This is a genomic window from Pseudomonas moraviensis (genome assembly GCF_900105805.1).
In the GTDB taxonomy this organism is placed as follows: domain Bacteria; phylum Pseudomonadota; class Gammaproteobacteria; order Pseudomonadales; family Pseudomonadaceae; genus Aquipseudomonas; species Aquipseudomonas moraviensis_A.
The window spans coordinates 6,017,785-6,040,580 of sequence record NZ_LT629788.1 but is presented as its reverse complement, the minus strand read 5'-3'; the positions used below and the strand labels follow the sequence as shown (position 1 = coordinate 6,040,580).

The following is a 22,796-nucleotide window of genomic DNA, read 5'->3' as shown; positions in this document are numbered from 1 at the left end:
CTGCAGGCTTGGCCCGCCGAAAAATAGCCGGGAATTGTACCTGATACACGGCGCAAGCGTCACGTTCGCCTGTCACCCGGATCGCATGCAAAAACGCCCCGGTCTGGCGACCGAGGCGTTTTCAGGGTTCAGGCGCTGAATGAAAGCTTGTTCATCAGCCCGCTCGCCTGAGCAGCCAGACACCCGCCAGCGCACACACGCCGGCCGGCACCAGCACCGCAAACAGCGGCGAGAAACCGAATACCAGACTGGATGGGCCCAGCAGATCCTGGACGATACGGAAGGTGAATCCCACCAGCACGCCGGTGAAGACCCGCTGACCGAGGGTCACCGAACGCAGCGGGCCGAAGATGAACGAGATCGCCATCAGCACCAGTGCCGCAGTCACCAGCGGCTGCAACACCTTGACCCAAAATGCCAGCCAGTAACGGCCATTGCTCAGGCCCTGCTCGGCCAGATAGTGGATGTAGCCCCACAGACCGCTGATCGACAGCGATTCAGGGGCCATGACCACGGTACTGAGCAGTTGCGGGCTCAACGCGACGTCCCATTGCTCGCTCGGGGTATTGACGACTTCAGTACTGCGCTCATGGAACAGCGTGGTGGCAACGTCGGTGAGCTGCCACTTGTTGCCGTCGAACTCGGCCTTTTTGGCGAAGCTGGAGCTGAGCAGATGGCGCTCCTTGTCGAAGTGATAGCGCGTCACGCCGTACAACAGACCGTTCGGTTGCACCGCGTTGATGTGGATGAATTCTTCACCCTGACGGTGCCACATACCGTGTTTGGCGCTTTGCGCATCGCCGCTGCCCTGGGCCAGCGAGCGATTGGCCTGGGCCATGCTCTCGGTGGCCGGGGCGACATATTCGCCGATCAGCACGCCGGCGAGCATCAGCACCAGCATCGGCTTCATGACGGCCCAGACGATACGGCCGATCGACACGCCGGCGGCACGCATGACGGTCAGCTCACTGCTGCTGGCCAGACTGCCGAGACCGATCAGGCAGCCGATCAGTGCAGCCATCGGCAGCATTTCGTAGAGCCGGCGCGGCGCGGTCAACACCACGAAACCGAGCACATCGACCAAGGTGTAGGTGTCGCTGACGTCGCCCATTTCATCGATGAAGGCAAACAGCGTCGCCAGGCCGAGGATGATCGCCAGCACGGCGATGATCGCCATGAATACGCTGCTGCCGATGTAGCGGTCGAGTTTAACCACGGGCCACCTCCAGCGCGGCGCTGCGACGGCTGGCCAGCTTCAGGCGCATCGGCTCCCAATAGAGCAGGCCGAGGCCGATGACCAGGAAGATCGCGTGCACCCACCACAAGCCAAGGGCCGGCGGGATCTTGCCTTTTTCAAGGGCGCCGCGGGCGGCAATCAGGATGGTCAGGTAAGCCATATAAAGAAGGATCGCCGGGAGCAGCTTGAGGAAACGCCCCTGACGCGGATTCACCCGCGACAGCGGCACCGCCATCAGGGTCACGATGAACACCAGCAACGGCAGGGACATGCGCCATTGCAGTTCGGTTTTCGAACGGATGTCGTCACTGCCCCACAGGGACGAGGTCGGCATCGCGTCACGATCGGTGACTTCTTCGCTGACATCCGGCTTGGGCAGTAGCACGCCGTAGGTTTCGTAATGGATGGCACGATAGTCGGCCTGACCCGGACTGCCGTCATAGCGATAACCGTTGTCGAGAATCAGGTAGCGATTGCCGTCGGGGCGAATTTCCTGACGGCCCGATTCGGCAACCAGCACGGAAATCCCGCGATCCTTCTGGTCGGCGCCAAGGTTTTTCTGCGAGATGAACACGCTGCCGAGATTGACTCGATCGTCGCTCAGGGTTTCGGTATAGGTCACTCGAGTACCGTCACGCAACGCCTGGAAGCGGCCCGGTTCGAGCGTATCGAACTCGGTCAGCGCGTCCTGCTTGTTCAGCAACAGCTGAAACTGGTTGGCGCCCTGCGGAGCCAGGCCAAGGCTCAGCCAAGCCACCACCAGTGCCACCAGCGTCGCCGGAAACAGGGTCATGCGAAACAGTTTCTGCTGGCTCATGCCGGTGGCCGAGAGCACGGTCATTTCGCTTTCGAGGTACAGGCGACCGTAGGCCAGCAGGATCCCGAGGAACAGGCCCAGCGGCAGAATCAGTTGCAGGAAACCCGGCAGACGAAAGCCCATGATCAGGAACAGCGAGCCCGGATCGAGCTGACCGGCCGCAGCCTGCGCCAGGTATTTGATGAAGCGACCGCTCATGATGATGACCAGCAGCACGGCACTTACGGCGCTGAGGGTCAACAGGACTTCGCGGGACAGATAACGGAAGACGATCAAACCAGACACTCCAGGGTTGTCAGGCTAAGGCGGCCAAACAAGCAAACACATCGACCGCCCGCCATGCAGAGCGGTCGAAAAAAGATGCGGCATTATCCTGTGATTGGGTGCGCCTGTCACTGCGCACACTCATCCATCTCTGTAATCCTTTGCTGATCGTACAACCCAGGGGGCGTTCTCAATTAGTTTTCACACCGCGCCGGGTCTGCTGTTGTGCAGGACAAGGCGCGAGAAGCGTGGCTTGGTCATTCCAGATAAGCTTCGAGCAACGCAGCCCTGCACAACAGCAGGCCCGGCCCTTCGGGTTGTGCCTTAAAGCCGGCCAGTCTGCGTTGCAGGCCTTGGAAAGGGAACAACCATTCCCAGCGGCCTGCGCCTTGCCTGGCTGGCTTTAAGGCGACAACGCGGTGTGAAAACTAATTGAGAACGCCCCCTAGGGTTGTCAGGCGCGGGGAGCGAGGTTCAAACTGCGGCCCTTGTCGCGGGCTTTGGCCTGCGTCTCTTCTATTTATAAGCAGGCGACTGCGGACAGCGTCGAACGCCTGCATGTTGACCATTCATTAGGGATCCGGACATGGAACTGGTTGTAAAAAGCGTTAGCCCAGAAACGTTGAAAACCGCCACCCTGGTGGTTGCCGTCGGCGAAGGCCGCAAACTCGGTGTCGCCGCCAGACTGGTCGACGAGTCGAGCGGTGGTGCGATCAGCACCGTGCTCAAGCGTGGCGACCTGGCCGGCAAGGTCGGGCAAAGCCTGTTGCTGCACAGCCTGCCGAACCTGAAAGCCGAGCGCGTGTTGCTGGTCGGCGTGGGCAAGGACGAAGAACTGGGCGACCGTCCGTTCCGCAAAATCGTCGCCGGCATCCTCAACACCCTCAAAGGCCTGGGCGGCGGCGATGCCGTGCTGGCGCTGGATGAAGTCATCGTCAAAGGCCGCGACAGCTACGGCAAGACCCGTCTGCTGGCGGAAACCCTGGTCGACGGCGGCTACACCTTCGACCAGTTCAAGAGCCAGAAAGCCGAACCGCGCGCCCTGAAGAAAATCACCCTGCTGACCATCAAGGCTGCACAGGCCGAAGTACAGCGCGCCGTGAACCACGCCACCGCAATCGCCAACGGCATGGCCTTCACCCGCGATCTGGGCAACCTGCCGCCGAACATCTGCCACCCGACGTTCATGGGCGAACAGGCGAAAAACCTCGGCAAAGAGTTCAAGGATCTGAAAGTCGAAGTACTCGACGAGAAGAAGATCAAATCCCTCGGCATGGGTTCGTTCTATGCCGTTGGCCAGGGCAGCGCCCAGCCGCCGCGCCTGATCGTCATGCAATACAACGGTGGCAAGAAATCCGAGAAGCCGTACGCGCTGGTCGGCAAGGGCATCACCTTCGACACCGGCGGCATCAGCCTGAAGCCGGGCGCCGGCATGGACGAGATGAAGTACGACATGGGCGGCGCTGCCTCTGTGTTCGGTACGCTGCGTGCGGTGCTTGAGCTGAAACTGCCGATCAATCTGGTGTGCATCCTCGCCTGCGCCGAAAACATGCCGAGCGGCAACGCGTCGCGTCCGGGCGACATCGTTACCACCATGAGCGGCCAGACTGTGGAAATCCTCAACACCGACGCCGAAGGCCGTCTGGTGCTGTGCGATGCGCTGACCTACGCCGAGCGCTTCAAGCCACAAGCGGTGATCGACATCGCCACTTTGACCGGTGCTTGCGTGGTAGCCCTGGGCGCCCATACTTCCGGCCTGCTGGGCAACAACGACGAACTGATCGACCAGTTGCTCAGCGCCGGCAAGGCCGCCGACGACCGCGCCTGGCAACTGCCGCTGTTCGATGAGTACCAGGAGCAACTGGACAGCCCGTTCGCCGACATCGCCAACATTGGCGGGCCGAAGGCCGGCACCATCACCGCCGCCTGCTTCCTGTCGCGCTTCACCAAGAACCTCAACTGGGCGCACCTGGACATCGCCGGCACCGCATGGACCAGCGGCGGCAAGGACAAGGGCGCCACTGGCCGTCCGGTTCCACTGCTGACCCAGTACCTGCTGGATCGCGCCAAAGCCTGAACCTGCTGAGGGGCGGCGTCGCTTCATGGCGACGCCGCTCGCTGCTCTGGAACCGCAATGACCAAAGTCGACTTCTACATCCTGCCGAGCGCCGATCCTTCGGCGCGCCTGGATTTTGCCTGCAAGCTCACCGAGAAAGCCTGGCGCATGGGCCATCGCATCTACCTGCATTGCAGCGATGCGAGCCAGCGGGACGATCTCGATGCGCGCCTGTGGGCTTTCAAGGGCGAAAGCTTCGTGCCCCACGGCCCTGCCGACAGTGAACCGGACGGCTTGATCGTGCTGGGATTCGGGGAAGACTGCGGTGAGCATCAGGATCTTCTGGTCAACCTCGACCTGAAAGTCCCGGCCTTCGCCAGCAAGTTCGCCCGCGTGGCGGAGATGGTGGTGGAAGACCCGACCATCCGAGCGGCGGCGCGGGAGAGTTTCCGCTTCTATCGCGAACAGGGCTATTCTCTGCAAGACCACCGTTTACAGCGACTCTGAGCATTCCAATGGACACTCCGAAACCGCAACAGAAATCCGCACACCTGCTGGACGATCTTGAATCGATCCGCCAGTTGCTCGGCGATGACAACCTGCAACCGCCGCTCTTGACCGATACGGTCGATGACAGCGAACAGGAACAGATTCCAATGCTGTTCGATTCCGTCGGCAACGAGCCGGCGGCCGTCGCGCCACCCCCGGCACCAGCCCCGGCTGCCCAGGCTGCGGCACCGGTCGATAAAGGCCCGGACGCCCTTCTCCATCTGGACAGCGAACTGCGCGCGGCCGCGCAACTGATCATGCAAGACGTGATCGACGACTTCGCTCCGCACATCGAGACCGAAATCAAACGCCGCCTCGAGGCGCGGATGGAGCGGCTGCTCAGCCAGTACGAATAACCCCGCCTTCGGTATTTTTTGTGGCGACGGAGCTTGCTCCCGCTGGGGTGCGAAGCGCCCCCAAAACCATTCAACAGTGTTTTTGCCGCGAAGCCTGCGTGACAGTGTTTACGACTGCTGCGCAGCCGAGCGGGAGCAAGCTCCCTCGCCACAGAGTTCGCGATCACATTTAGATCTCCATCCGGCCCACCCCGCTCGCCCTCGGCACCATGCCCCGCTATACTTCCCGGCTTTTCCTGAATAAATGCCAATAGGGTCCCGCCGCGCATGGATAAGACCTACCAGCCGCACGCCATTGAAACTTCCTGGTACAAGACCTGGGAGTCCGAGAACTACTTCGCCCCGCAAGGCGCGGGCGAGTCCTACACCATCATGATCCCGCCGCCGAACGTCACCGGCAGCCTGCACATGGGTCACGGTTTCAACAACGCGATCATGGACGCCCTGATCCGTTTCCGCCGCATGCAAGGTCGCGACACCCTGTGGCAACCGGGCACCGACCACGCCGGTATCGCTACGCAGATGCTGGTGGAGCGCCAACTCGAAGCCCAGGGGCAGAATCGTCACGATCTGGGTCGCGAGAAATTCCTCGAGAAAGTCTGGGAGTGGAAAGATCAGTCCGGCGGCAATATCAGCCGACAGATCCGTCGCCTCGGCTCGTCCGTCGACTGGAGCCGCGAGCGCTTCACCATGGACGACGGCCTCTCGGAAGCGGTGAAAGAAGCATTCGTGCGTCTGCATGAAGACGGCCTGATCTACCGCGGCAAGCGTCTGGTCAACTGGGACACCAAACTGCACACGGCGATTTCCGACCTCGAAGTGGAGAACCACGAAGAGAAAGGTTTCCTGTGGAACCTGAAATACCCGCTGGCCGGCGGCGTCAAGACCGCTGAGGGCAATGACTTCCTGATCGTTGCCACCACCCGCCCGGAAACCATGCTCGGCGACTCCGCCGTCGCGGTTAACCCGAACGATGAACGCTACAAAGCCCTGATCGGCAAATTCGTCGAGCTGCCATTGGTTGGCCGTCGTATCCCGATCATCGCCGACGATTACTGCGACCCGGAATTCGGCACCGGCTGCGTGAAAATCACTCCGGCGCACGATTTCAATGACTACGAAGTCGGCAAGCGCCACAACCTGCCGCTGCTGAACATCTTCGACAAGAACGCCAACGTGCTGCCGGCAGCCCAGGTGTTCAACCTCGACGGTACGCTGAACGAAAGCATCGACGGCAAGATTCCGGCCGAGTTCGCTGGCCTGGAGCGTTTCGAAGCGCGCAAGCAGATCGTCGCCGCGTTCGACGCCGCCGGCCTGCTGGTGAGCGTCAATGATCACAACCTGAAAACGCCGAAAGGCGACCGCTCCGGCACGGTCATCGAGCCGTGGCTGACCGACCAGTGGTACGTATCGACCAAGCCTTTGGCCGAGCCGGCGATTGCTGCGGTCGAAGACGGGCGCATCCAGTTCGTGCCCAAGCAGTACGAAAACATGTACTTCTCGTGGATGCGTGACATCCAGGACTGGTGCATCAGCCGTCAGCTGTGGTGGGGCCACCGGATTCCGGCCTGGTACGACGAGTCCGGCAAGGTCTACGTCGGCCGCGACGAAGCCGAAGTGCGTGCCAAGCACAACCTCGGCCCGGACGTTGCGCTGCAACAGGACAACGACGTACTCGATACCTGGTTCAGTTCCGGCCTTTGGACATTCTCGACCCTGGGCTGGCCTGAGCAGACCGAGTTCCTGAAGAAATTCCACTCCACCGACGTTCTGGTCACCGGTTTCGACATCATCTTCTTCTGGGTTGCCCGGATGATCATGATGACCATGCACCTGATGAAGAACGAAGACGGCACGCCGCAGGTTCCGTTCAAGACTGTCTACGTACACGGCCTGGTGCGCGACGGCCAGGGCCAGAAGATGTCCAAGTCCAAGGGCAACGTTCTTGACCCGCTGGACATCATCGATGGCATCGACCTCGAGTCGCTGGTGCAGAAACGCACCTCGGGCCTGATGCAGCCGAAACTGGCGAAGAAGATCGAAAAGCAGACCCGCGAAGAGTTCGCCAACGGCATCGAAAGCTACGGCACCGACGCCCTGCGCTTCACGTTCTGCTCGCTGGCCTCGACTGGTCGCGACATCAAGTTCGACATGGGCCGCGTCGAAGGCTATCGCAACTTCTGCAACAAGATCTGGAACGCCGCGCGCTACGTTCTGGACAAGGGCGAAGACTGCGGCCAGAACGGCGAAGCCTACGAGCTGTCGCTGGCCGATCGCTGGATCATCTCGCAACTGCAACGCACCGAAGCCGAAGTGACCCGTCAACTGGATCAGTTCCGTTTCGACCTCGCCGCGCAAGCGCTGTACGAGTTCATCTGGAACCAGTACTGCGACTGGTACCTGGAGCTTTCCAAGCCCGTGCTGTGGGACGAGAACGCGCCGGTCGAACGTCAGCGCGGCACTCGCCGTACGCTGGTGCGCGTGCTGGAAGTGGCGTTGCGTCTGGCACATCCGTTCATGCCGTTCATCACTGAAGAAATCTGGCAGCGCATCGCGCCGCTGGCCGGCATTCAGGGCAAGACCATCATGCTGCAACCTTGGCCGGTGGCCAATGAAGAGCGCATCGATCCGGCGGCCGAAGACGATATCGAATGGCTGAAAGGCCTGATGCTCGGCACGCGCAACATTCGTGGCGAAATGAACATCGGCCCGGGCAAGCCACTGCCGATCTACCTGAAGAACGTCAGCGCTGAAGACCAGCGCCGTCTGACCGAGAACGAAGCGCTGCTGAAGAAGCTGGCGCGTCTGGAATCGATCACCGTTCTGAAGGCTGGCGAAGAAGCACCGCTGTCCGCCACCGCACTGGTCGGCGAGATGGAAGTGCTGGTGCCGATGGCCGGTCTGATCGACAAAGGCGCCGAACTGGCACGCCTGGACAAGGAAATCCTGCGTCTGCAGGGCGAAGTCCAGCGGGTTGGCGGCAAACTGTCCAACGCCGGTTTCGTTGACAAGGCCCCGGCCGAAGTCATCGAGAAGGAACGCGCCAAACTGGCCGAGGCTGAACAGGCCTTGGGCAAACTGGCCGAGCAGCACGCGCGGATTGCCAGCCTGTAACGGCAGATCGCAATGAAAAAGGGAGGCCCAGGAGGCCTCCCTTTTTGTTTCCCACATTTCCCTGTAGATACCGTCTTGAGCCTTACCGGGCAAGCGCAAGTTTCGGGTCATATGGCAGTCCTGACTTGAGCACTCCGTAAACGAAGTGCAGCAGCTTGCGCATTGCTGCGCAGATGATCTGCTTGGGAGCCTTGCCGTTGGCTTCCAGGCGTTCTTTCATCGCCTTGATCGCCTTATTGTGTTTCAGCGCCACCATGCCAGGCATGTAGAGGCCTGCACGCAGCCGTGCTGACCCTACTCTTGAGATCAGGGTATGACCTTTGAGCTTTCCTGATTCCTGCAGCTTTGGATTGAGCCCCGCAGCAGCGACCAGTTGGCGAGGGTCACTGTATTTGCGCAAGTCACCCAGTTCGGCCAGCAATCGTTCAAGCGTTTTTTGTCCGATGCCGTCGATGGTTACGATCAGATTCCGCATCTGACGCATATCCGGGTCGTCATCGATGTGTTTTTTGATCGCCTTATGCGTTTCCACGATCTCTTTTTCGATATGGCGCAGAACAGAGTTGATCGAGTCTTTGACCTTTTCGTCGGAAACGTCCAGACGATTAAGCTCCATTTGTTCCATTTCCTGAAGGTCATCCAGGCGGCGCACCATTGCTTTCAACTGGCGGTATTTCAGCGGCTCAGGCGCCCATGGGTGAAGTTTTTGATCCTTTTCCCGGGCAAAGTCAGCGATCAGTTTGGCATCACTTTTATCAGTCTTGATGCGGCGCAGTTCGCTGTCAGCGTACGCTTTGGTCGTAGCCGGGTTCACGACGCAGACCCGGAAGCCTTTGTTGTAAACGAACTCCGCGAGCTCCAAGTGGTAGACGCTCGTGGCTTCCATCACGATCAGGGCCGAACGCTCGGCGTTTTTTTCTAGCCACGCCTCAAACTCTTTAAAGCCCTTTGGGTCGTTGGCCAGCTTGGCCTTGGTTTTGTGCTTGCCATTGGGCAGGTGTGTAGCGATATCAAAGGTGTTCTTTGCGATGTCGACGCCAACGAAACCAGACATGATCGTTTCTCCACTTGTTCCCTGTTGCGATCATCACTTCACTCTGTCCAACCTTGCGAATGCGGGCTCTCGCCGGAGGCGGGCCCAAGATACCGTGCGAACTGTACGAGTGAGTGTGGAGGGCTGGAGCACGATCTACGTCACAGGCAAAAAGCCTAAGGAGCTGCGCGGCTTCCAAGTCCCTCCCTCGATGATCAGTCGAGAACTATCGCTCCTGGCGGAGCGTTAGTCGAGATACAAGGAGCTGCCGAAGGCTGCGATCTTTTGATTTGCTTCTAAAAATCAACATCAAAAGATCGCAGCCTTCGGCAGCTCCTACATGGGTTCGGCGTATGGCGCATCAATGTGGGACAATACCCGCCACTTTCAGCCATACCCGAATCGACCACGCCCATGACCGCCCCCCGCACACCCAAACCTGCGCGCAAGAAGCCTGACTCCGCGACCCCGGCCAAGACCGTAGAGCCGCGTGAGAAGGCCAGCCTGCATCCGCGCAATCGCCATCAGGGTCGTTACGACTTCCCGGCGCTGATCAAGACCACGCCCGAGTTGGCCAAGTACGTGATCACCAACCCGTACGGCAAGGAAAGCATCGACTTCGCCAGCCCCGACGCGGTACGCGTGTTCAACCGGGCGCTGCTCAAGTCGTTTTATGGCATCCAGCATTGGGACATTCCGGCGGACTACCTCTGCCCACCGGTGCCGGGGCGTGCCGATTACGTGCACTTTCTCGCCGACCTGCTGGCGAGCATGAACGACGGCAAGGTCCCGCGCGGCGCAATCGTCAATGTGCTGGACATCGGCATGGGCGCCAACTGCGTGTATCCGCTGATTGGCAACAGCGAATACCGCTGGCACTTCCTCGGCTCGGAGATCGATCCGACGGCCGTGGCGGCGGCTCGAGCCATCGTGCAATCCAACGACCTGAGCAAGGTGATCCAGCTGCGCCAGCAGGAAAACCGCAAGCACATCCTGATCGGCTTGCTGGAGCCGGGCGAGCGCTTTGACCTGACCATGTGCAACCCGCCCTTCCACGCTTCGATGGAAGAAGCGACCAAGGGCAGCGAGCGCAAATGGCGCGCCCTGGGCAAGGCCGATCCGAAACGCAAGTTGCCGGTGCTGAACTTCGGCGGCCAGTCGGCGGAACTGTGGTGTGAAGGCGGAGAAGCACGTTTTGTGACGCAATTGATCGCCGAGAGCGCGAACTTCCAGCACAAAGTGCTGTGGTTCAGCACGCTGGTGTCAAAAGCTTCGAACCTGCCAGCCATCGAAACCGCGCTGAAAAAGGCCGGCGTGCTGGAAAGCCAGGTCGTGGAGATGTCCCAGGGACAGAAGCAGAGCCGCTTCGTGGCCTGGACCTTCCAGACCAAGTCCGAGCAGCAGATCTGGCGGCGCGAGCGCTGGGTGCGCTAACACACTGCGGATTACCTTGTGGGAGCGAGCCTGCTCGCGAAAGCGGTCTATCAGTCGACATCCAAGGTGACTGAACCACCGCATTCGCGAGCAGGCTCGCTCCCACAATGCTTCAGTGACATACCCACCGAATTGCAGACACAAAAAAACCGTGCCCCGGATCTCTCCGAAGCACGGTTTTTTTATCGCTGCGTCTTACTTGTTCACAGCGTCGGTCAGGCCTTTGGCCACAACCAGCTTGATCACTTTCTTGGCAGGGATTTCGATGGCAGCGCCAGTCGAAGGGTTACGGCCAGTGCGGGCAGGACGCTCGGTCACTTTCAGCTTGCCGATACCTGGCAAGGTGATTTCGCCGCCGTTTTCCAGCTGATCGGCAACGATTTGGCCCAGTTGGTCCAGAGCGTTACGCGCGGTGGTTTTCGGCGCGTCGATAGCTTCAGCGATGTCGGCGATCAGTTGGTCTTTAGTAAGAGCCATGTAGTGTTCCTTCCCTATCAAATTCATATGGATTGCAGAGTGCAGTGTCAGCCATCGAGCCCGATCTTCTGGATCTGGCACCCTCGGCGATAACCACGACGAGTCGGGTTATAGATGCCGAAATCAGGGTTTGGTTCGACCTGACAAATGCTGAATGCACGCTTAACGCAGTGACTTCGCGTAAGACCGCGCAAAACTAGCACAGCGACAAGGAAATATCCGCCTCTAGCTACCCATTTGGTCAGCTTTATTGCGCTAAATCGGTAAAAAACCGCATAAGGCCGGGCGCGCGCCCCGGTTTTGCCGTGCAACCCGCGCCAAAACCAGTGGTTGCGGTACACTGAGCGCTTTTTCGGGGGAGCCTGCCCTCCTCCCTTCCAACAGCCGAGAAGCCCATGCCGATCCGTCATTGCATCGTCCACCTGATCGACAAAAAACCCGACGGCACGCCCGCAGTTCTGCACGCCCGTGACTCTGAACTGGCGGAGTCCGCAGCCATCGAAAACATGCTCGCCGACCTCAATGAGAGCTACAACGCCAAACAGGGCAAAGCCTGGGGCCTGTTCCATCCGGAGTCCGGCGCGTTCCCCTTCAGCGGCTGGCTGAAGGAGTACATGGAAGGCGGCCGTGACTTCACCGCATTCAGTAAAGTGGCGGTCGAGCACCTGCAGAAGCTGATGGAAGAATCCAACCTGTCGGTGGGCGGCCATGTGCTCTTTGCCCACTATCAGCAAGGCATGACCGACTACCTGGCGATCGCCCTGCTGCACCACAGCGAAGGCGTCGCGGTGACCGATGAGCTGGACGTTACGCCGTCGCGCCATCTTGACCTTGGCCAACTGCATCTCGCCGCGCGGATCAACGTCTCCGAGTGGCAGAACAACAAGCAGTCCAAGCAATACATCTCGTTCATCAAAGGCAAGAACGGCAAGAAAGTCTCGGAATACTTCCGCGACTTCATCGGCTGTCAGGAAGGCGTCGACGGCCCCGGCGAAACGCGTACTTTGCTCAAGGCCTTCAGTGACTTCGTCGAAAGCGAGGACCTACCGGAAGACTCCGCCCGCGAGAAAACCAAGACCCTGGTCGACTACGCCAGCAGCCAGGCCAAGCTCGGCGAACCGATGGGCCTTGAAGAACTGTCGGAGCTGATCGACGAGGAGCGCCCGAAAGCCTTTTACGATCACATCCGCAACAAGGACTACGGCCTGTCACCAGAGATTCCGGCAGACAAGCGCACCCTCAACCAGTTCCGCCGCTTCACCGGCCGCGCCGAAGGCCTGTCGATCAGCTTCGAAGCGCATCTGCTGGGCTCGAAGATCGAATACGACGAAGAGAACGGCACGCTGATCATCAAAGGCCTGCCGACTTCGCTGACCGACCAGTTGAAGCGGCGTAACTGATGCTCGGCAATGTGTTGAAGAAAGTTGCCCTGGTGCTGCTGGTAGTCGTGGTCTACCAGAACTGGGGCAAGATCGAGCGGGTGTTCAATCCCTCGCAAATGGTCTCGGAGCAGACGCGCGCGCAAGCCAATGTCGTGCTCTACGCCACCGACTGGTGCGGCTACTGCAAGCAGACCAAACGCTTTCTCGACAGCAAGGGCATACCTTTCAAGGAGTTTGATATCGAGAAGGATGCCCAAGCGCGCAAGGCGTACGAGGCATTGGGCGGACGCGGGATTCCGCTGATCGATGTGAACGGTACGTTGATCCGCGGGTTTGATCCGGAAGAAATTCTCGCCGCCCTGAAATAACACATAACCTGTGGCGAGGGAGCTTGCTCCCGCTCGACTGCGCAGCAGTCGCAAAACCTGCAAACCTGCTATCGCGCTGAAAAGCAGGGGCCGCTTCGCAGCCCAGCGGGAGCAAGCTCCCTCGCCACAGAGTGTTGCGTGTGATCCGTTATTTGGCTTCGATACGGAAACCAAAACGCGGAAAGTGCACATGCACCACGCCGCCACGTTCGTCTTCTCGACGGATGATCAACTCCTCGCTGCCGGCAAACAGCAATTCGCCTGCCACCGGATCGACGCCGTAATCGATAGCGGCAATCGCCACCTGCTGCCCGGGCTTGAACCCGTTCGGATCAACGAACTGCTCATCCGGCAATGCCGCCGGCGTCGCGTTACGCGCCACCTCCAGCGCCTCTGCAGAGCTCATCTCGCTTGCCGCACCATGGCCGAACCCCAGCACCCGACCCAGCCACGCCGCAACCGCCGGATAGTCATCCACCAGCGGCGCCGTCACGTGGGTCGCCTTGAGGAACCACAGCGGATGCGCCAGGGCGAAGTCAGCAATCGATGGTTCGCCAAACAGGAAGTCCCCCTGCTCGCGCTGCAACTGCTGCTCGAGCCGCGCCATGATCGTCGGCCACTGATGCTTGGCCTGCTCGGCGGACAGACGCGTGGCGCTGCCGCCGCTGAACAAACCGGCGCGGTCGGCGAGGAACGCCTTGATCGCTTCCGGCGGCAATTTGCCGAAACGCACGGCCACCGATTCCGGCTGGAACACCAGGCTCACCGCGTGTTGAAACACCACCGAATCGGCCCACGCGGCAAAACTGGCGCTGGTCATTTCCTGGCCTTCGGGGAAAAACGCCGGCAGGGCTTTTTCCTGTTCCAGGCGACGAGCAATCAGTGCAGTGTCGCAATAAATGTCTGCGCCAATCTGCAGCACCGGGGTCTTGCGGTAGCCACCGGTCAGAGCGGTCAGATCCGGTTTCGGCATCACCGGCGAGATATGCACCGAGCGCCACGACAAGCCTTTGAACCCCAGCAGGAGGCGGGCCTTCTCGGCAAAGGGGGAGGTCGGGTAATGATGCAGAATCAACTCGGACATGCTCGGCTCCGCCGCTCAGATAGTGAGCCAGCAGCTTAGCGCGCATTTGCTTAGCAGCCTACAGATCTGCCTGATGGGAACCAATCAGTCAGATTGATAAGACGCCACCAGGCACTCCTTGGCGCTCTTCCTGAGTTTCTTGATCAAGCGTTCCTGGCGCAACGCATCGCTCTTGTCGCGGCACAGCTCGGTATAAACCAGCGCCATGGCCGGACTGGAGAGGAAGAACCGCGCGCCTTTACCGCTTTGATGCTTGGCGAAACGGCGCACCGGGTCGTCGCTGATTCCGCAATACAACGAGCCATTGGCGGCACGCACGAGGTAGACGAACCAGGATTTGCTCACGGGTTCGGCAACATCGACGGTTTTTTCGCTAAGGCTGGTCACTTCGGGATCTGAACGTGTAGGAAAACAGGCGGCGATCTTATCAGCGCCCGGCCTGAAATGCCTTCAGTCCCTTCAACGCTTGCGCGCGTACGGCGTTGCGCACCAGCGGCGTCCAGCCCAGCAGCAGGCCTTTGAAACCCAGTGCCTGACGCGACCAGCGCCACAGATCGAAGCGGTCGTGGTGCTCGCAGATCTTGCCGTCGCGGAAGACGAAACGCGCGTGGATATCGTTGATAACGATGTTGCCGGTCTGGCTGAACAGGTAGGTCGCGACCCAATGCGCGCCACCGGTACGCTCGTCGGCGCGGACGTTGTCGAAGGTCAGCGAGAAGTCTTTGGCGCGGGTGGTGAGCATGCGCCACATGTCGCCGGCATCGCGCCCGTGCAGCTCGCCAAAGGCCGGATCGCTGAACACGACATCGTCGGTGTAGCAGGCGGCCATGGCTTCGGCGTCGAGGCGCTGAAAGGCCTGGTAGAAGCGGGTGATCAGGGCGCTATGGGCTTCGCTCAAGGCAATCTCCAAAGAAATAGGTACAGATTGCCAGCACCATAATCCGCCGCGCCCAGAAACACTATCGGCAATACGCAAAACCCTTGTCGGAGCGAGCCTGCTCGCGATAGCGCCCTTGCAGTCGACATTGTGCTGACTGAAGCACCGCCATCGCGAGCAGGCTCACTCCTACAGTTTCAATAGCGTCAGATCTTTTCGCTTTGCACCTGCACATACAGCGCCCGTCCGGCGCCCAGTCCGGCAATGATCGCACCCACGCCAATAACGCCGAAAATCCAGCCCAGGGCATTCCAGCCGCCGGTCCAGTCATGCACCACGCCCACGGCGAACGGCCCCATCGACGCCAGCGTGTAACCGAAACCCTGGGACATGCTCGACAGGTTCGCCGCGACATGGGAATCGCGCGAACGCAGCACGATCAGCGTCAACGCCAGACTGAACGTCCCGCCCTGCCCCAGTCCGAGCAGAATCGCCCAGCCCCACAGGCCTTCGATCGGTGCGTACAGGCAGCCGAACAGGCCCGCCAGCGTCAGCGCCATGACCACTACGATCGCCAGACGCTGATCCTTGCCACGAGTCGCCAGCCACGGCGCGGCCAGCGAACTGGCCAGTTGAATGATCACCGAACCGGACAGCACCAATCCTGCCTGGGTCGGTGTCAGCCCGCGTCCGATGAGGATCGACGGCAACCAGCCAAACACGATGTAGGCCAGCGATGACTGCAGGCCCATGTACAAGGTCACCTGCCAGGCCAGCGGATCACGCAGCAACCCGCGCACGCGATAGGCGACGTTGTGCGCGCCGTGCTTCGAGCCGACCTGAGGCAACCAGAACACCGCCGCCACCAAGGCTGGAATCACCCAGAAACCCAGGCCCATCGCCCAGCTGTTACCGAAATGTTCACTCAGTGGCACGGTCGAACCCGCCGCCATTGCCGCGCCCAGACACAGGGCCATGGTGTAGACACCGGTCATGGTGCCGGCGTGTCTGGCGAAGTCGCGCTTGACGATGCCGGGCAGCAGCACGCCGACGATGCCGATGCTGGCGCCGCCGAGCACACTGCCGGCGAACAGGCCGATCTCACCGAAGTTGCTGCGCAGGATAATCCCGCCGGCCAGCGTCAGCAGAATGCCCAACACCACCCGTTCAGCGCCGAAACGTCGCGCCAGAATCGGCGCCAGCGGCGCGAACAGGCCCAGGCACAGCACCGGCAACGTAGTCAGCAATCCCGCCTGCGCCGCGGACAGCCCGAGACTTCTGGAGACCTCGCTGAGCAACGGCGCCATGCTCGACAGCGCCGGGCGCAGGTTCAATGCCACCAGAATCAGTCCGAGCAGCAACAGCCACGGACGTTTTACCAACGGGTGGCTTTGCTGCACCTGCTCGTCATCGGCTTCGGCATCAATCAGCAGCTCTTCCAGCTCGGTGGTGCGTTTCGACGCTGTGGATAACTCAGTGCGGGACATGGCTTTCTCGGTTTCAAGGTTCATTGATCAACTGCCTCGACAAGGCTTTGGCCCGTTCCGGGTCGCGTTGCTCGACCGCATCGAGCAGGTCGATATGCAGGTCGAACACTTCCTGGCGGCGCGGGGAGATATTCAGGGTCTGGCGCAATTGCGCGCCGACGATGCTGGAGAAATAGCGATACAGCTCGCTGAGAGTCGGGTTATGCGCGGCGTCGACCAGACGTCGATGGAACACCAGATCGCAGGCGATGTAGGTGTCGAGATCGCCGTGGTAATGGCTGCCGCTGGTGCCGAGCGCTTCGCGCAGTGCGGCCAGATCCTCATCGGTACGGCGCAACGCCGCCAGGCCGATGGCCTCGACTTCAAGGATGTGCCGGGTTTCCCGGGCCTGCTCCAGGGAACAGCGGGACAACGCCTTCAGCGTATCCAGCGGGTCGACCACTGCACGCAGATAACTGCCGTCGCCCTGACGAATTTCGATCAGTCCGGAGAACGCCAGAACGCGCATCGCTTCGCGCACCGTGTTGCGGCTGATGCCCAGCTCGGCGCATAGCTCAGGCTCGGTGGGCAGACGCTCGCCGACCTGCCAGACACCACTGTTGATGCGCTGACGTAGTTGGTCCAGAGCCTGATCGACCAGGGACCGCTTGATCAAAGGGGAAATTTCGGACATGAGCCTCGCCTTTTCATCCAATCATAGGATGAATTTTCCGACATGTTAGTCAGACCCATGTAGGACGGCAACCACCTAGGGTCAATCGGAGACACATGGAGCGGCATTTTCGATTGGTCAAAATTACCCTTTAAGGGTAATTTCAGGGACAGGGTTTTGGCTTCTTATGGAAAAGAACACACCCCATTACGACTTGGCGGTGATCAAGTCTGAAGTGAGGCGACTGGGTCAAAATGCTTTCACCAAAACTTCAGTAAGGTCAGCTGAGAAGCTCGGCTTCAACGTCAGCGAAATGCAGGAGATTGTTTTCGAGCTACAAACCAGGATGTTGTACAAATCGATGACTGCCTATGACGATCATCGAATCTGGCAAGACGTGTATCACATCAATTCGCGAGATCAGGAGATTTACATCAAGGTGACATACCGCCCCGGCGGCAGCCCACCGGTGATCTCCTTTAAGGAGAAAAACCCATGAAAACCCAGCAATGTGTCAGCTGCGGGGCGCGTGAGGGAATGAGGCATTTTCAGGGGCGCGGCGAAACCCTGAGAGTCAAAGACATGGAGCGTCGTGTCGATAATCTTTCTGGATGGGAATGCCAGAAGTGCGGTGAGATCGAATGGGACCCCGACACCGATAGTGCGCAGCGGTATTGCAAAGCAGGTGATGAGTTGGTTATCGCTGCGAGGCAAATGATTGGTGACGAGATGAAGCGTATCCGTCGCAAATTGCACCTGACGCAAAAAGAGACGGTACAACTGCTGTCTGGGGGTGGGCATAACGCATTTTCCCGCTATGAGCGCGGCGATGTATTGCCGCCCAAAGCTCTCATACTGTTGATGCGTTTATTGGATCGTTATCCGTACTTGCTAACCGATGTAAAGACTCTCGGCGAAGGTGCCGACTTGAGAGGTTTCGAGCACATCGTCCACAAAGAACACGAATCCCTCTCCGTGTCCTGAACTGTTCAGAAAAAACAAACCCGGCACATCGCCGGGTTGGTTTTATACATCCGCCATCAATGCAAAATCTGACTCAAGAACAACTTCGTCCGATCATTCTGCGGATTATCGAAGAAGTCATTCGGCGCTGCCTGCTCGACGATCTCGCCCTTGTCCATGAAAATCACGCGGTTCGCCACGGTGCGGGCGAAGCCCATTTCGTGGGTCACGCAGAGCATGGTCATGCCGTCTTCGGCCAGGCCGATCATGGTGTCGAGAACCTCTTTCACCATTTCCGGATCGAGTGCTGAAGTCGGTTCGTCGAACAGCATGATTTTCGGCTTCATGCACAAGGCGCGGGCGATCGCCACACGCTGCTGCTGACCGCCGGACAGTTGCCCCGGGTATTTGTGCGCCTGTTCCGGGATGCGTACGCGTTCCAGGTAATGCATGGCGATTTCCTCGGCCTTGCGCTTGGGCATCTTGCGCACCCACATCGGCGCCAGGGTGCAGTTCTGCAAAATGGTCAGGTGCGGGAACAGGTTGAAGTGCTGAAACACCATGCCGACTTCGCGGCGGATCGCTTCGATCTGCTTGAGGTCGTTGGTCAGTTCCACGCCATCGACGACGATGCGGCCCTGCTGGTGTTCTTCCAGACGATTCAGGCAACGAATCGTCGTGGATTTACCGGAACCCGACGGGCCGCACAGCACGATGCGTTCGCCCTGTTTGACGTTGAGGTTGATGTCTTTGAGTACGTGAAACTGGCCGTACCACTTGTTCACGCCCTGCATCTGGATGATGCCTTCCGGACCCACAGGCTTTTTGATTGCTTCGCTCATTTACAGAGAACTCCTAACGCTTGTGGCCAGTGTCGAGCTTGCGTTCCAGATGCATGGAATAGCGCGACATACCAAAACAGAAAATCCAGAACACCAGGGCGGCGAACACGTAGCCTTCGGTGGCCATGCCCAGCCATTTCGGGTCGGCGGCGGCTTGCTTGACGCTGTTGAGCAGGTCGAACAGGCCAATGATGATCACCAGGCTGGTGTCCTTGAACAGCGCAATGAACGTGTTGACGATGCCCGGAATCACCAGCTTCAAGGCCTGCGGCAAAATCACCAGGCCCATCGAACGCCAGTAACCGAGGCCCATCGCCGCAGCCGCTTCGTACTGCCCTTTGGGAATCGCTTGCAGACCGCCGCGCACCACTTCGGCGACGTAGGCCGACTGGAACAGGATCACCCCGATCAGCGCCCGTAGCAGTTTGTCGAAGTTCATGCCTTCGGGCAGGAACAGCGGCAGCATCACCGAGGACATGAACAGCACCGTGATCAACGGCACGCCGCGCCAGAATTCGATGAAGGTCACGCAGACCACTCGAATCGCCGGCATGTTCGAACGCCGCCCCAGCGCCAGTACGATGCCCAGCGGCAAAGCGCCGGCAATGCCGACGGTGGCGATCACCAGGGTCAGCATCAGCCCGCCCCACTGGCTGGTCGGCACGGTGGTCAGACCGAAACCGCCGTGCAACAAGGTGAAGGCGATGATCGGGTACATCACCAGAAAGCTCAGGCCATAGACCGCTTTACGCGGCATCCGCGAGATGAACAGGGGTGCTGCGCCGATGACCGCCAGCCACACGGTCAGGTCGACGCGCCAGCGCAGTTCGGTCGGGTAATAACCGTACATGAACTGGCCGAACCGCTGCTGGATGAACACCCAGCAGGCGCCCTCCTTGGTGCAGTCGGCGCGGGTGGTGCCAACCCAGTTGGCATCGACGATCGCCCAACTGAGGATCGGAGGTACCACGAGATAAATCAGGTAGAACGCAAACAGCGTCAGCAGGGTGTTGAGCCAGCTGGAGAACATGTTCGCGCGCATCCACGCCACCACGCCGATGCTGCTGTTGGGTGGAGGCATGTCGGGTTTGAAAGTATGAGTACTCATGCGCTTTTCCTTACCGCTCGATCAGCGCAATGCGCTTGTTGTACCAGTTCATCAGCAGGGAAATGCTGATACTGATCGCCAGGTACACGCTCATGGTGATGGCAATCACTTCGATGGCCTGCCCGGTCTGGTTGAGCACGGTGCCAGCGAACAGCGAAACCATTTCCGGGTAACCGATACCGGCGGCCAGCGAGGAGTTTTTCGCCAGGTTGAGGTATTGGCTGGTCAGCGGCGGAATGATCACGCGCAAAGCTTGCGGGATGATCACTTTGCGCAGGGTCGGGCCGTTGCGCAGGCCAAGCGAACGCGCCGCTTCGGTCTGGCCATGGCTGACCGACTTGATCCCGGAACGCACGATTTCAGCGATGAAGGCCGCGGTGTACACGGTGAGCGCCAGGGTCAAGGCCAGCAGTTCCGGGATCAGCACCCAGCCGCCGACAAAGTTGAAGCCCTTGAGCTCGGGCATTTCCCAGTGCAGCGGAGCGCCGAAGATCAGCGCGCACAAGGTCGGGATCACCAGCACAATTGCCAGGCCGGTCCAGAACTTGTGGAACGGCACACCGGTTTCTTCGAAGCGCTTGTTGGCCCAGCGGCACATCAGCACGATGCCGACGATCGCCAGCACGATGCTGCCCACGAACGCCCAGAAACCGTCAGCTGCGAGTGCGGCCGGCATGTTCAGGCCACGGCTGCTGACGAAGAAGGTGTCGCCGAAGTTATGGCTGTTGCGCGGCCCCGGCATGGTCAGGAATACCGCGAAGTACCAGAACAGGATCTGCAGCAGTGGCGGAATGTTGCGGAACACTTCCACATATACCGTCGCCAGTTTGGCGATGATCCAGTTCTGCGACAGCCGCGCCACGCCGACGATGAAACCGAGAATCGTCGCCAGAATCACGCCGATAAAGGTCACCAACAGGGTGTTGAGCAGGCCGATGACAAACACCCGCGCGTAGCTGTCCGCTTCGGTGTAGTCGATCAGGTGTTGAGCGATGCCGAACCCGGCACTGCGCTCCAGAAAGCTGAAACCGGAAGTGATGCCCCGGTGCTGAAGGTTGGTTTGCGTATTGTCGAACAGGTACCAGCCAAGCGAGACCACCGCCACAACCGTGATGATCTGGAATAGCCACGCACGCACTCGTGGATCGCTGAGGCTGAGCCTCTGCTTTGGTGCGCCGATAGAATTTTGCATGAAGTGCCCCGAAAGAAATGGAACAAGAACATCACCCGGCGGTTGGCCCGCCGGGTGATAGAACCATTAGCGCACTGGTGGTGCGTACTGAATGCCGCCGTTGTTCCACAGGGCGTTCAGGCCACGGTCGATTTCCAGCGGAGTGCTCTTGCCGAGGTTTTTCTCGAAGATTTCACCGTAGTTGCCGACCTGCTTGACGATCTGCACAACCCAGTCTTTCGGCAGTTTCAGGTCTTTGCCGTATTCGCCGTCAGCGCCGAGCATACGGGCCACGTCCGGGTTCTTGGTCGACTTGGCTTCAGCTTCGACGTTCTTCGAAGTGATGCCGGCTTCTTCGGCATTGAGCAGCGCGTAGCCGACCCAACGCACGATCGCCAGCCACTCGTCGTCGCCATTACGTACGACCGGGCCCAGTGGCTCCTTGGAAATGGTTTCCGGCAGAACCACGTAGTCCTTCGGCGAGGCCAGCTTGCTGCGCTGGGCGAACAGCTGGGACTTGTCGGAGGTCAGCACGTCGCAACGACCGGATTCCAGCGACTTGGCGCTTTCATCGGAGGTGTCGAAGGTGATCGGGGTGTATTTCAGACCGTTGCCACGGAAGTAGTCGGAAACGTTCAGCTCGGTGGTGGTACCGGCCTGGATGCAGATGGTCGCGCCGTCGAGCTCTTTGGCACTTTTCACGCCCAGCTTGTTGTTCACCAGGAAGCCGATGCCGTCGTAGTAGGTAATGAAGCCCGGAAATTTCAGACCCATGCCCGCGTCACGGGAGCTGGTCATGGTGGTGTTGCGCGACAGGATGTCGATCTCGCCGGACTGCAGCGCGGTGAAGCGCTCCTTGGCGTTCAACTGGCTGAACTTGACCTTGTTGGCGTCGCCGAAAACGGCAGCGGCCACAGCGCGGCAGACGTCGGCGTCGATGCCGAGGATCTTGCCGGTCGCATCCGGTACCGAGAAGCCCGGCAGACCGTCGCTCACGCCACACTGCACGAACCCTTTTTTCTGTACCGCATCCAGGGTTGCACCCGCCTGAGCGAACCCGCTGACACCGAGTACTGCTGCAGCAGTCACGACCGCCAGAGTGGATTTCAACATCTTCATTCAAACCTCCAGTTTTGCTCTTGTTGTGTCGGAGCTTGAGTCCTGTCGCACCCTTTTGAGGCGTTGTTGACCCGTGTTGGCTTTTTTTGGGGTCAACCGACGTAAGACCTTCGCTATGAGTCTAGTAGGAGAAGATCCACATCATGGATCACTCACTTCTCACCAATCGGCCGAACGGGCTGTAGCCCTTTCACGTTCGCTAAGCCCGTAGCGGCCATTGGCGAACATCCATCACCGGATTCGTTGCTATCCCATCGCGCGACTGACACTGATAGTGTTACCGCCGCACAAGGGATGCTTCGTACGCAAAGCTTCATAGCAAAGGCCGTACCACACCGCTTGCCGAAGTCATTGCGCGACACGTCAATAGCTAAACTTGTAACCTTGCGACATCTTGTTAACGGAT

At 59.8% G+C, this 22,796-nt stretch carries 22 protein-coding genes; 9 read left to right on the top strand and 13 right to left on the bottom strand.

Going from position 1 to position 22,796, the window contains the following annotated elements:
• Positions 1 to 154: 154 nt before the first annotated feature.
• Positions 155 to 1,216, bottom strand: coding sequence for an LPS export ABC transporter permease LptG (gene lptG, locus BLU71_RS26960; protein WP_042607734.1), 1,062 nt, complete (start codon positions 1,214 to 1,216; stop codon positions 155 to 157).
• Complete coding sequence (gene lptF / locus BLU71_RS26955) at positions 1,209 to 2,330, bottom strand: LPS export ABC transporter permease LptF (RefSeq protein WP_042607733.1); 1,122 nt, start codon at positions 2,328 to 2,330, stop codon at positions 1,209 to 1,211. Before lptF ends, lptG begins: the two co-directional genes overlap by 8 nt.
• Before the next feature lie 574 nt (positions 2,331 to 2,904).
• Between lptF and BLU71_RS26950 the strand changes: the two genes are divergently transcribed.
• The 4 genes from BLU71_RS26950 (at position 2,905) to BLU71_RS26935 (ending at position 8,393) form a co-directional block, all read left to right on the top strand.
• Complete coding sequence (locus tag BLU71_RS26950) at positions 2,905 to 4,395, top strand: leucyl aminopeptidase (protein WP_042607732.1); 1,491 nt, start codon at positions 2,905 to 2,907, stop codon at positions 4,393 to 4,395.
• A gap of 57 nt (positions 4,396 to 4,452) precedes the next feature.
• Complete coding sequence (locus tag BLU71_RS26945; RefSeq protein WP_083354272.1) at positions 4,453 to 4,881, top strand: DNA polymerase III subunit chi; 429 nt, start codon at positions 4,453 to 4,455, stop codon at positions 4,879 to 4,881.
• 8 nt (positions 4,882 to 4,889) lie between these two features.
• Complete coding sequence (locus BLU71_RS26940) at positions 4,890 to 5,279, top strand: DNA polymerase III subunit chi (RefSeq protein WP_065615844.1); 390 nt, start codon at positions 4,890 to 4,892, stop codon at positions 5,277 to 5,279.
• 267 nt (positions 5,280 to 5,546) lie between these two features.
• Positions 5,547 to 8,393: a valine--tRNA ligase gene (locus BLU71_RS26935; protein WP_083354271.1), complete on the top strand. Its 2,847-nt coding sequence runs from the start codon at positions 5,547 to 5,549 to the stop codon at positions 8,391 to 8,393.
• An 82-nt stretch (positions 8,394 to 8,475) separates the two neighbouring features.
• Here BLU71_RS26935 and BLU71_RS26930 read toward each other — a convergent pair whose 3' ends face one another.
• A complete protein-coding gene (locus tag BLU71_RS26930; RefSeq protein WP_083353292.1) occupies positions 8,476 to 9,447 on the bottom strand; it encodes an IS110 family transposase in 972 nt (323 codons plus the stop codon).
• A gap of 393 nt (positions 9,448 to 9,840) precedes the next feature.
• Here BLU71_RS26930 and rlmF point away from each other — a divergent pair, with 393 nt between their 5' ends.
• Entirely contained in the window at positions 9,841 to 10,860 is a 1,020-nt protein-coding gene (rlmF, locus tag BLU71_RS26925) for a 23S rRNA (adenine(1618)-N(6))-methyltransferase RlmF (RefSeq protein ID WP_064364401.1), read from the top strand.
• 195 nt (positions 10,861 to 11,055) lie between these two features.
• On the opposite strand, the gene BLU71_RS26920 is transcribed toward rlmF, so the two are convergent.
• Positions 11,056 to 11,337: an HU family DNA-binding protein gene (locus tag BLU71_RS26920; protein WP_003221909.1), complete on the bottom strand. Its 282-nt coding sequence runs from the start codon at positions 11,335 to 11,337 to the stop codon at positions 11,056 to 11,058.
• Positions 11,338 to 11,732: 395 nt separating this feature from the next.
• Between BLU71_RS26920 and yejK the strand changes: the two genes are divergently transcribed.
• Both yejK and BLU71_RS26910 read left to right on the top strand, forming a co-directional pair.
• Complete coding sequence (yejK, locus tag BLU71_RS26915) at positions 11,733 to 12,737, top strand: nucleoid-associated protein YejK (RefSeq protein ID WP_039759184.1); 1,005 nt, start codon at positions 11,733 to 11,735, stop codon at positions 12,735 to 12,737.
• Positions 12,737 to 13,087, top strand: coding sequence for a glutaredoxin family protein (locus BLU71_RS26910; protein ID WP_083354270.1), 351 nt, complete (start codon positions 12,737 to 12,739; stop codon positions 13,085 to 13,087). The genes yejK and BLU71_RS26910 overlap by 1 nt, the downstream gene beginning before the upstream one ends.
• Positions 13,088 to 13,235: 148 nt before the next feature.
• Here BLU71_RS26910 and BLU71_RS26905 read toward each other — a convergent pair whose 3' ends face one another.
• The 5 genes from BLU71_RS26905 to BLU71_RS26885 form a co-directional block, all read right to left on the bottom strand.
• Positions 13,236 to 14,171 (bottom strand): glutathione S-transferase family protein, encoded by a 936-nt coding sequence (locus BLU71_RS26905; protein ID WP_083354269.1) that lies wholly within the window; start codon positions 14,169 to 14,171, stop codon positions 13,236 to 13,238.
• Between the two features lie 84 nt (positions 14,172 to 14,255).
• Positions 14,256 to 14,558 (bottom strand): GIY-YIG nuclease family protein, encoded by a 303-nt coding sequence (locus tag BLU71_RS26900; RefSeq protein ID WP_064364404.1) that lies wholly within the window; start codon positions 14,556 to 14,558, stop codon positions 14,256 to 14,258.
• A gap of 40 nt (positions 14,559 to 14,598) precedes the next feature.
• Entirely contained in the window at positions 14,599 to 15,069 is a 471-nt protein-coding gene (locus tag BLU71_RS26895) for a nuclear transport factor 2 family protein (RefSeq protein WP_042607724.1), read from the bottom strand.
• A gap of 185 nt (positions 15,070 to 15,254) precedes the next feature.
• Entirely contained in the window at positions 15,255 to 16,559 is a 1,305-nt protein-coding gene (locus BLU71_RS26890) for a CynX/NimT family MFS transporter (protein WP_083354268.1), read from the bottom strand.
• Positions 16,549 to 17,208 carry a FadR/GntR family transcriptional regulator gene (locus BLU71_RS26885; protein WP_042607722.1) on the bottom strand — a complete coding sequence of 220 codons (660 nt, stop codon included), beginning with the start codon at positions 17,206 to 17,208 and terminating at the stop codon, positions 16,549 to 16,551. The genes BLU71_RS26890 and BLU71_RS26885 overlap by 11 nt, the downstream gene beginning before the upstream one ends.
• 166 nt (positions 17,209 to 17,374) lie before the next feature.
• On the opposite strand from BLU71_RS26885, the gene BLU71_RS26880 reads away from it, so the two are divergent.
• Entirely contained in the window at positions 17,375 to 17,686 is a 312-nt protein-coding gene (locus tag BLU71_RS26880) for a type II toxin-antitoxin system MqsR family toxin (protein ID WP_083354267.1), read from the top strand.
• Entirely contained in the window at positions 17,683 to 18,171 is a 489-nt protein-coding gene (locus BLU71_RS26875; protein ID WP_042607720.1) for a type II toxin-antitoxin system MqsA family antitoxin, read from the top strand. The genes BLU71_RS26880 and BLU71_RS26875 overlap by 4 nt, the downstream gene beginning before the upstream one ends.
• 56 nt (positions 18,172 to 18,227) lie before the next feature.
• Here BLU71_RS26875 and BLU71_RS26870 read toward each other — a convergent pair whose 3' ends face one another.
• The 4 genes from BLU71_RS26870 to BLU71_RS26855 all read right to left on the bottom strand — a co-directional run bounded on the left by BLU71_RS26870 (position 18,228) and on the right by BLU71_RS26855 (position 22,390).
• The gene (locus BLU71_RS26870) at positions 18,228 to 18,992 is read right to left on the bottom strand and encodes an amino acid ABC transporter ATP-binding protein (protein ID WP_016771581.1); all 765 of its coding nucleotides are present in this window, start codon (positions 18,990 to 18,992) and stop codon (positions 18,228 to 18,230) included.
• 13 nt (positions 18,993 to 19,005) lie between these two features.
• The gene (locus BLU71_RS26865) at positions 19,006 to 20,100 is read right to left on the bottom strand and encodes an amino acid ABC transporter permease (RefSeq protein ID WP_083354266.1); all 1,095 of its coding nucleotides are present in this window, start codon (positions 20,098 to 20,100) and stop codon (positions 19,006 to 19,008) included.
• 10 nt (positions 20,101 to 20,110) lie between these two features.
• On the bottom strand, positions 20,111 to 21,292 hold the full coding sequence (locus BLU71_RS26860; protein ID WP_065615838.1) for an amino acid ABC transporter permease: 1,182 nt from the start codon (positions 21,290 to 21,292) through the stop codon (positions 20,111 to 20,113).
• A gap of 66 nt (positions 21,293 to 21,358) precedes the next feature.
• Entirely contained in the window at positions 21,359 to 22,390 is a 1,032-nt protein-coding gene (locus tag BLU71_RS26855; RefSeq protein WP_016771583.1) for an amino acid ABC transporter substrate-binding protein, read from the bottom strand.
• Positions 22,391 to 22,796: the final 406 nt, after the last annotated feature.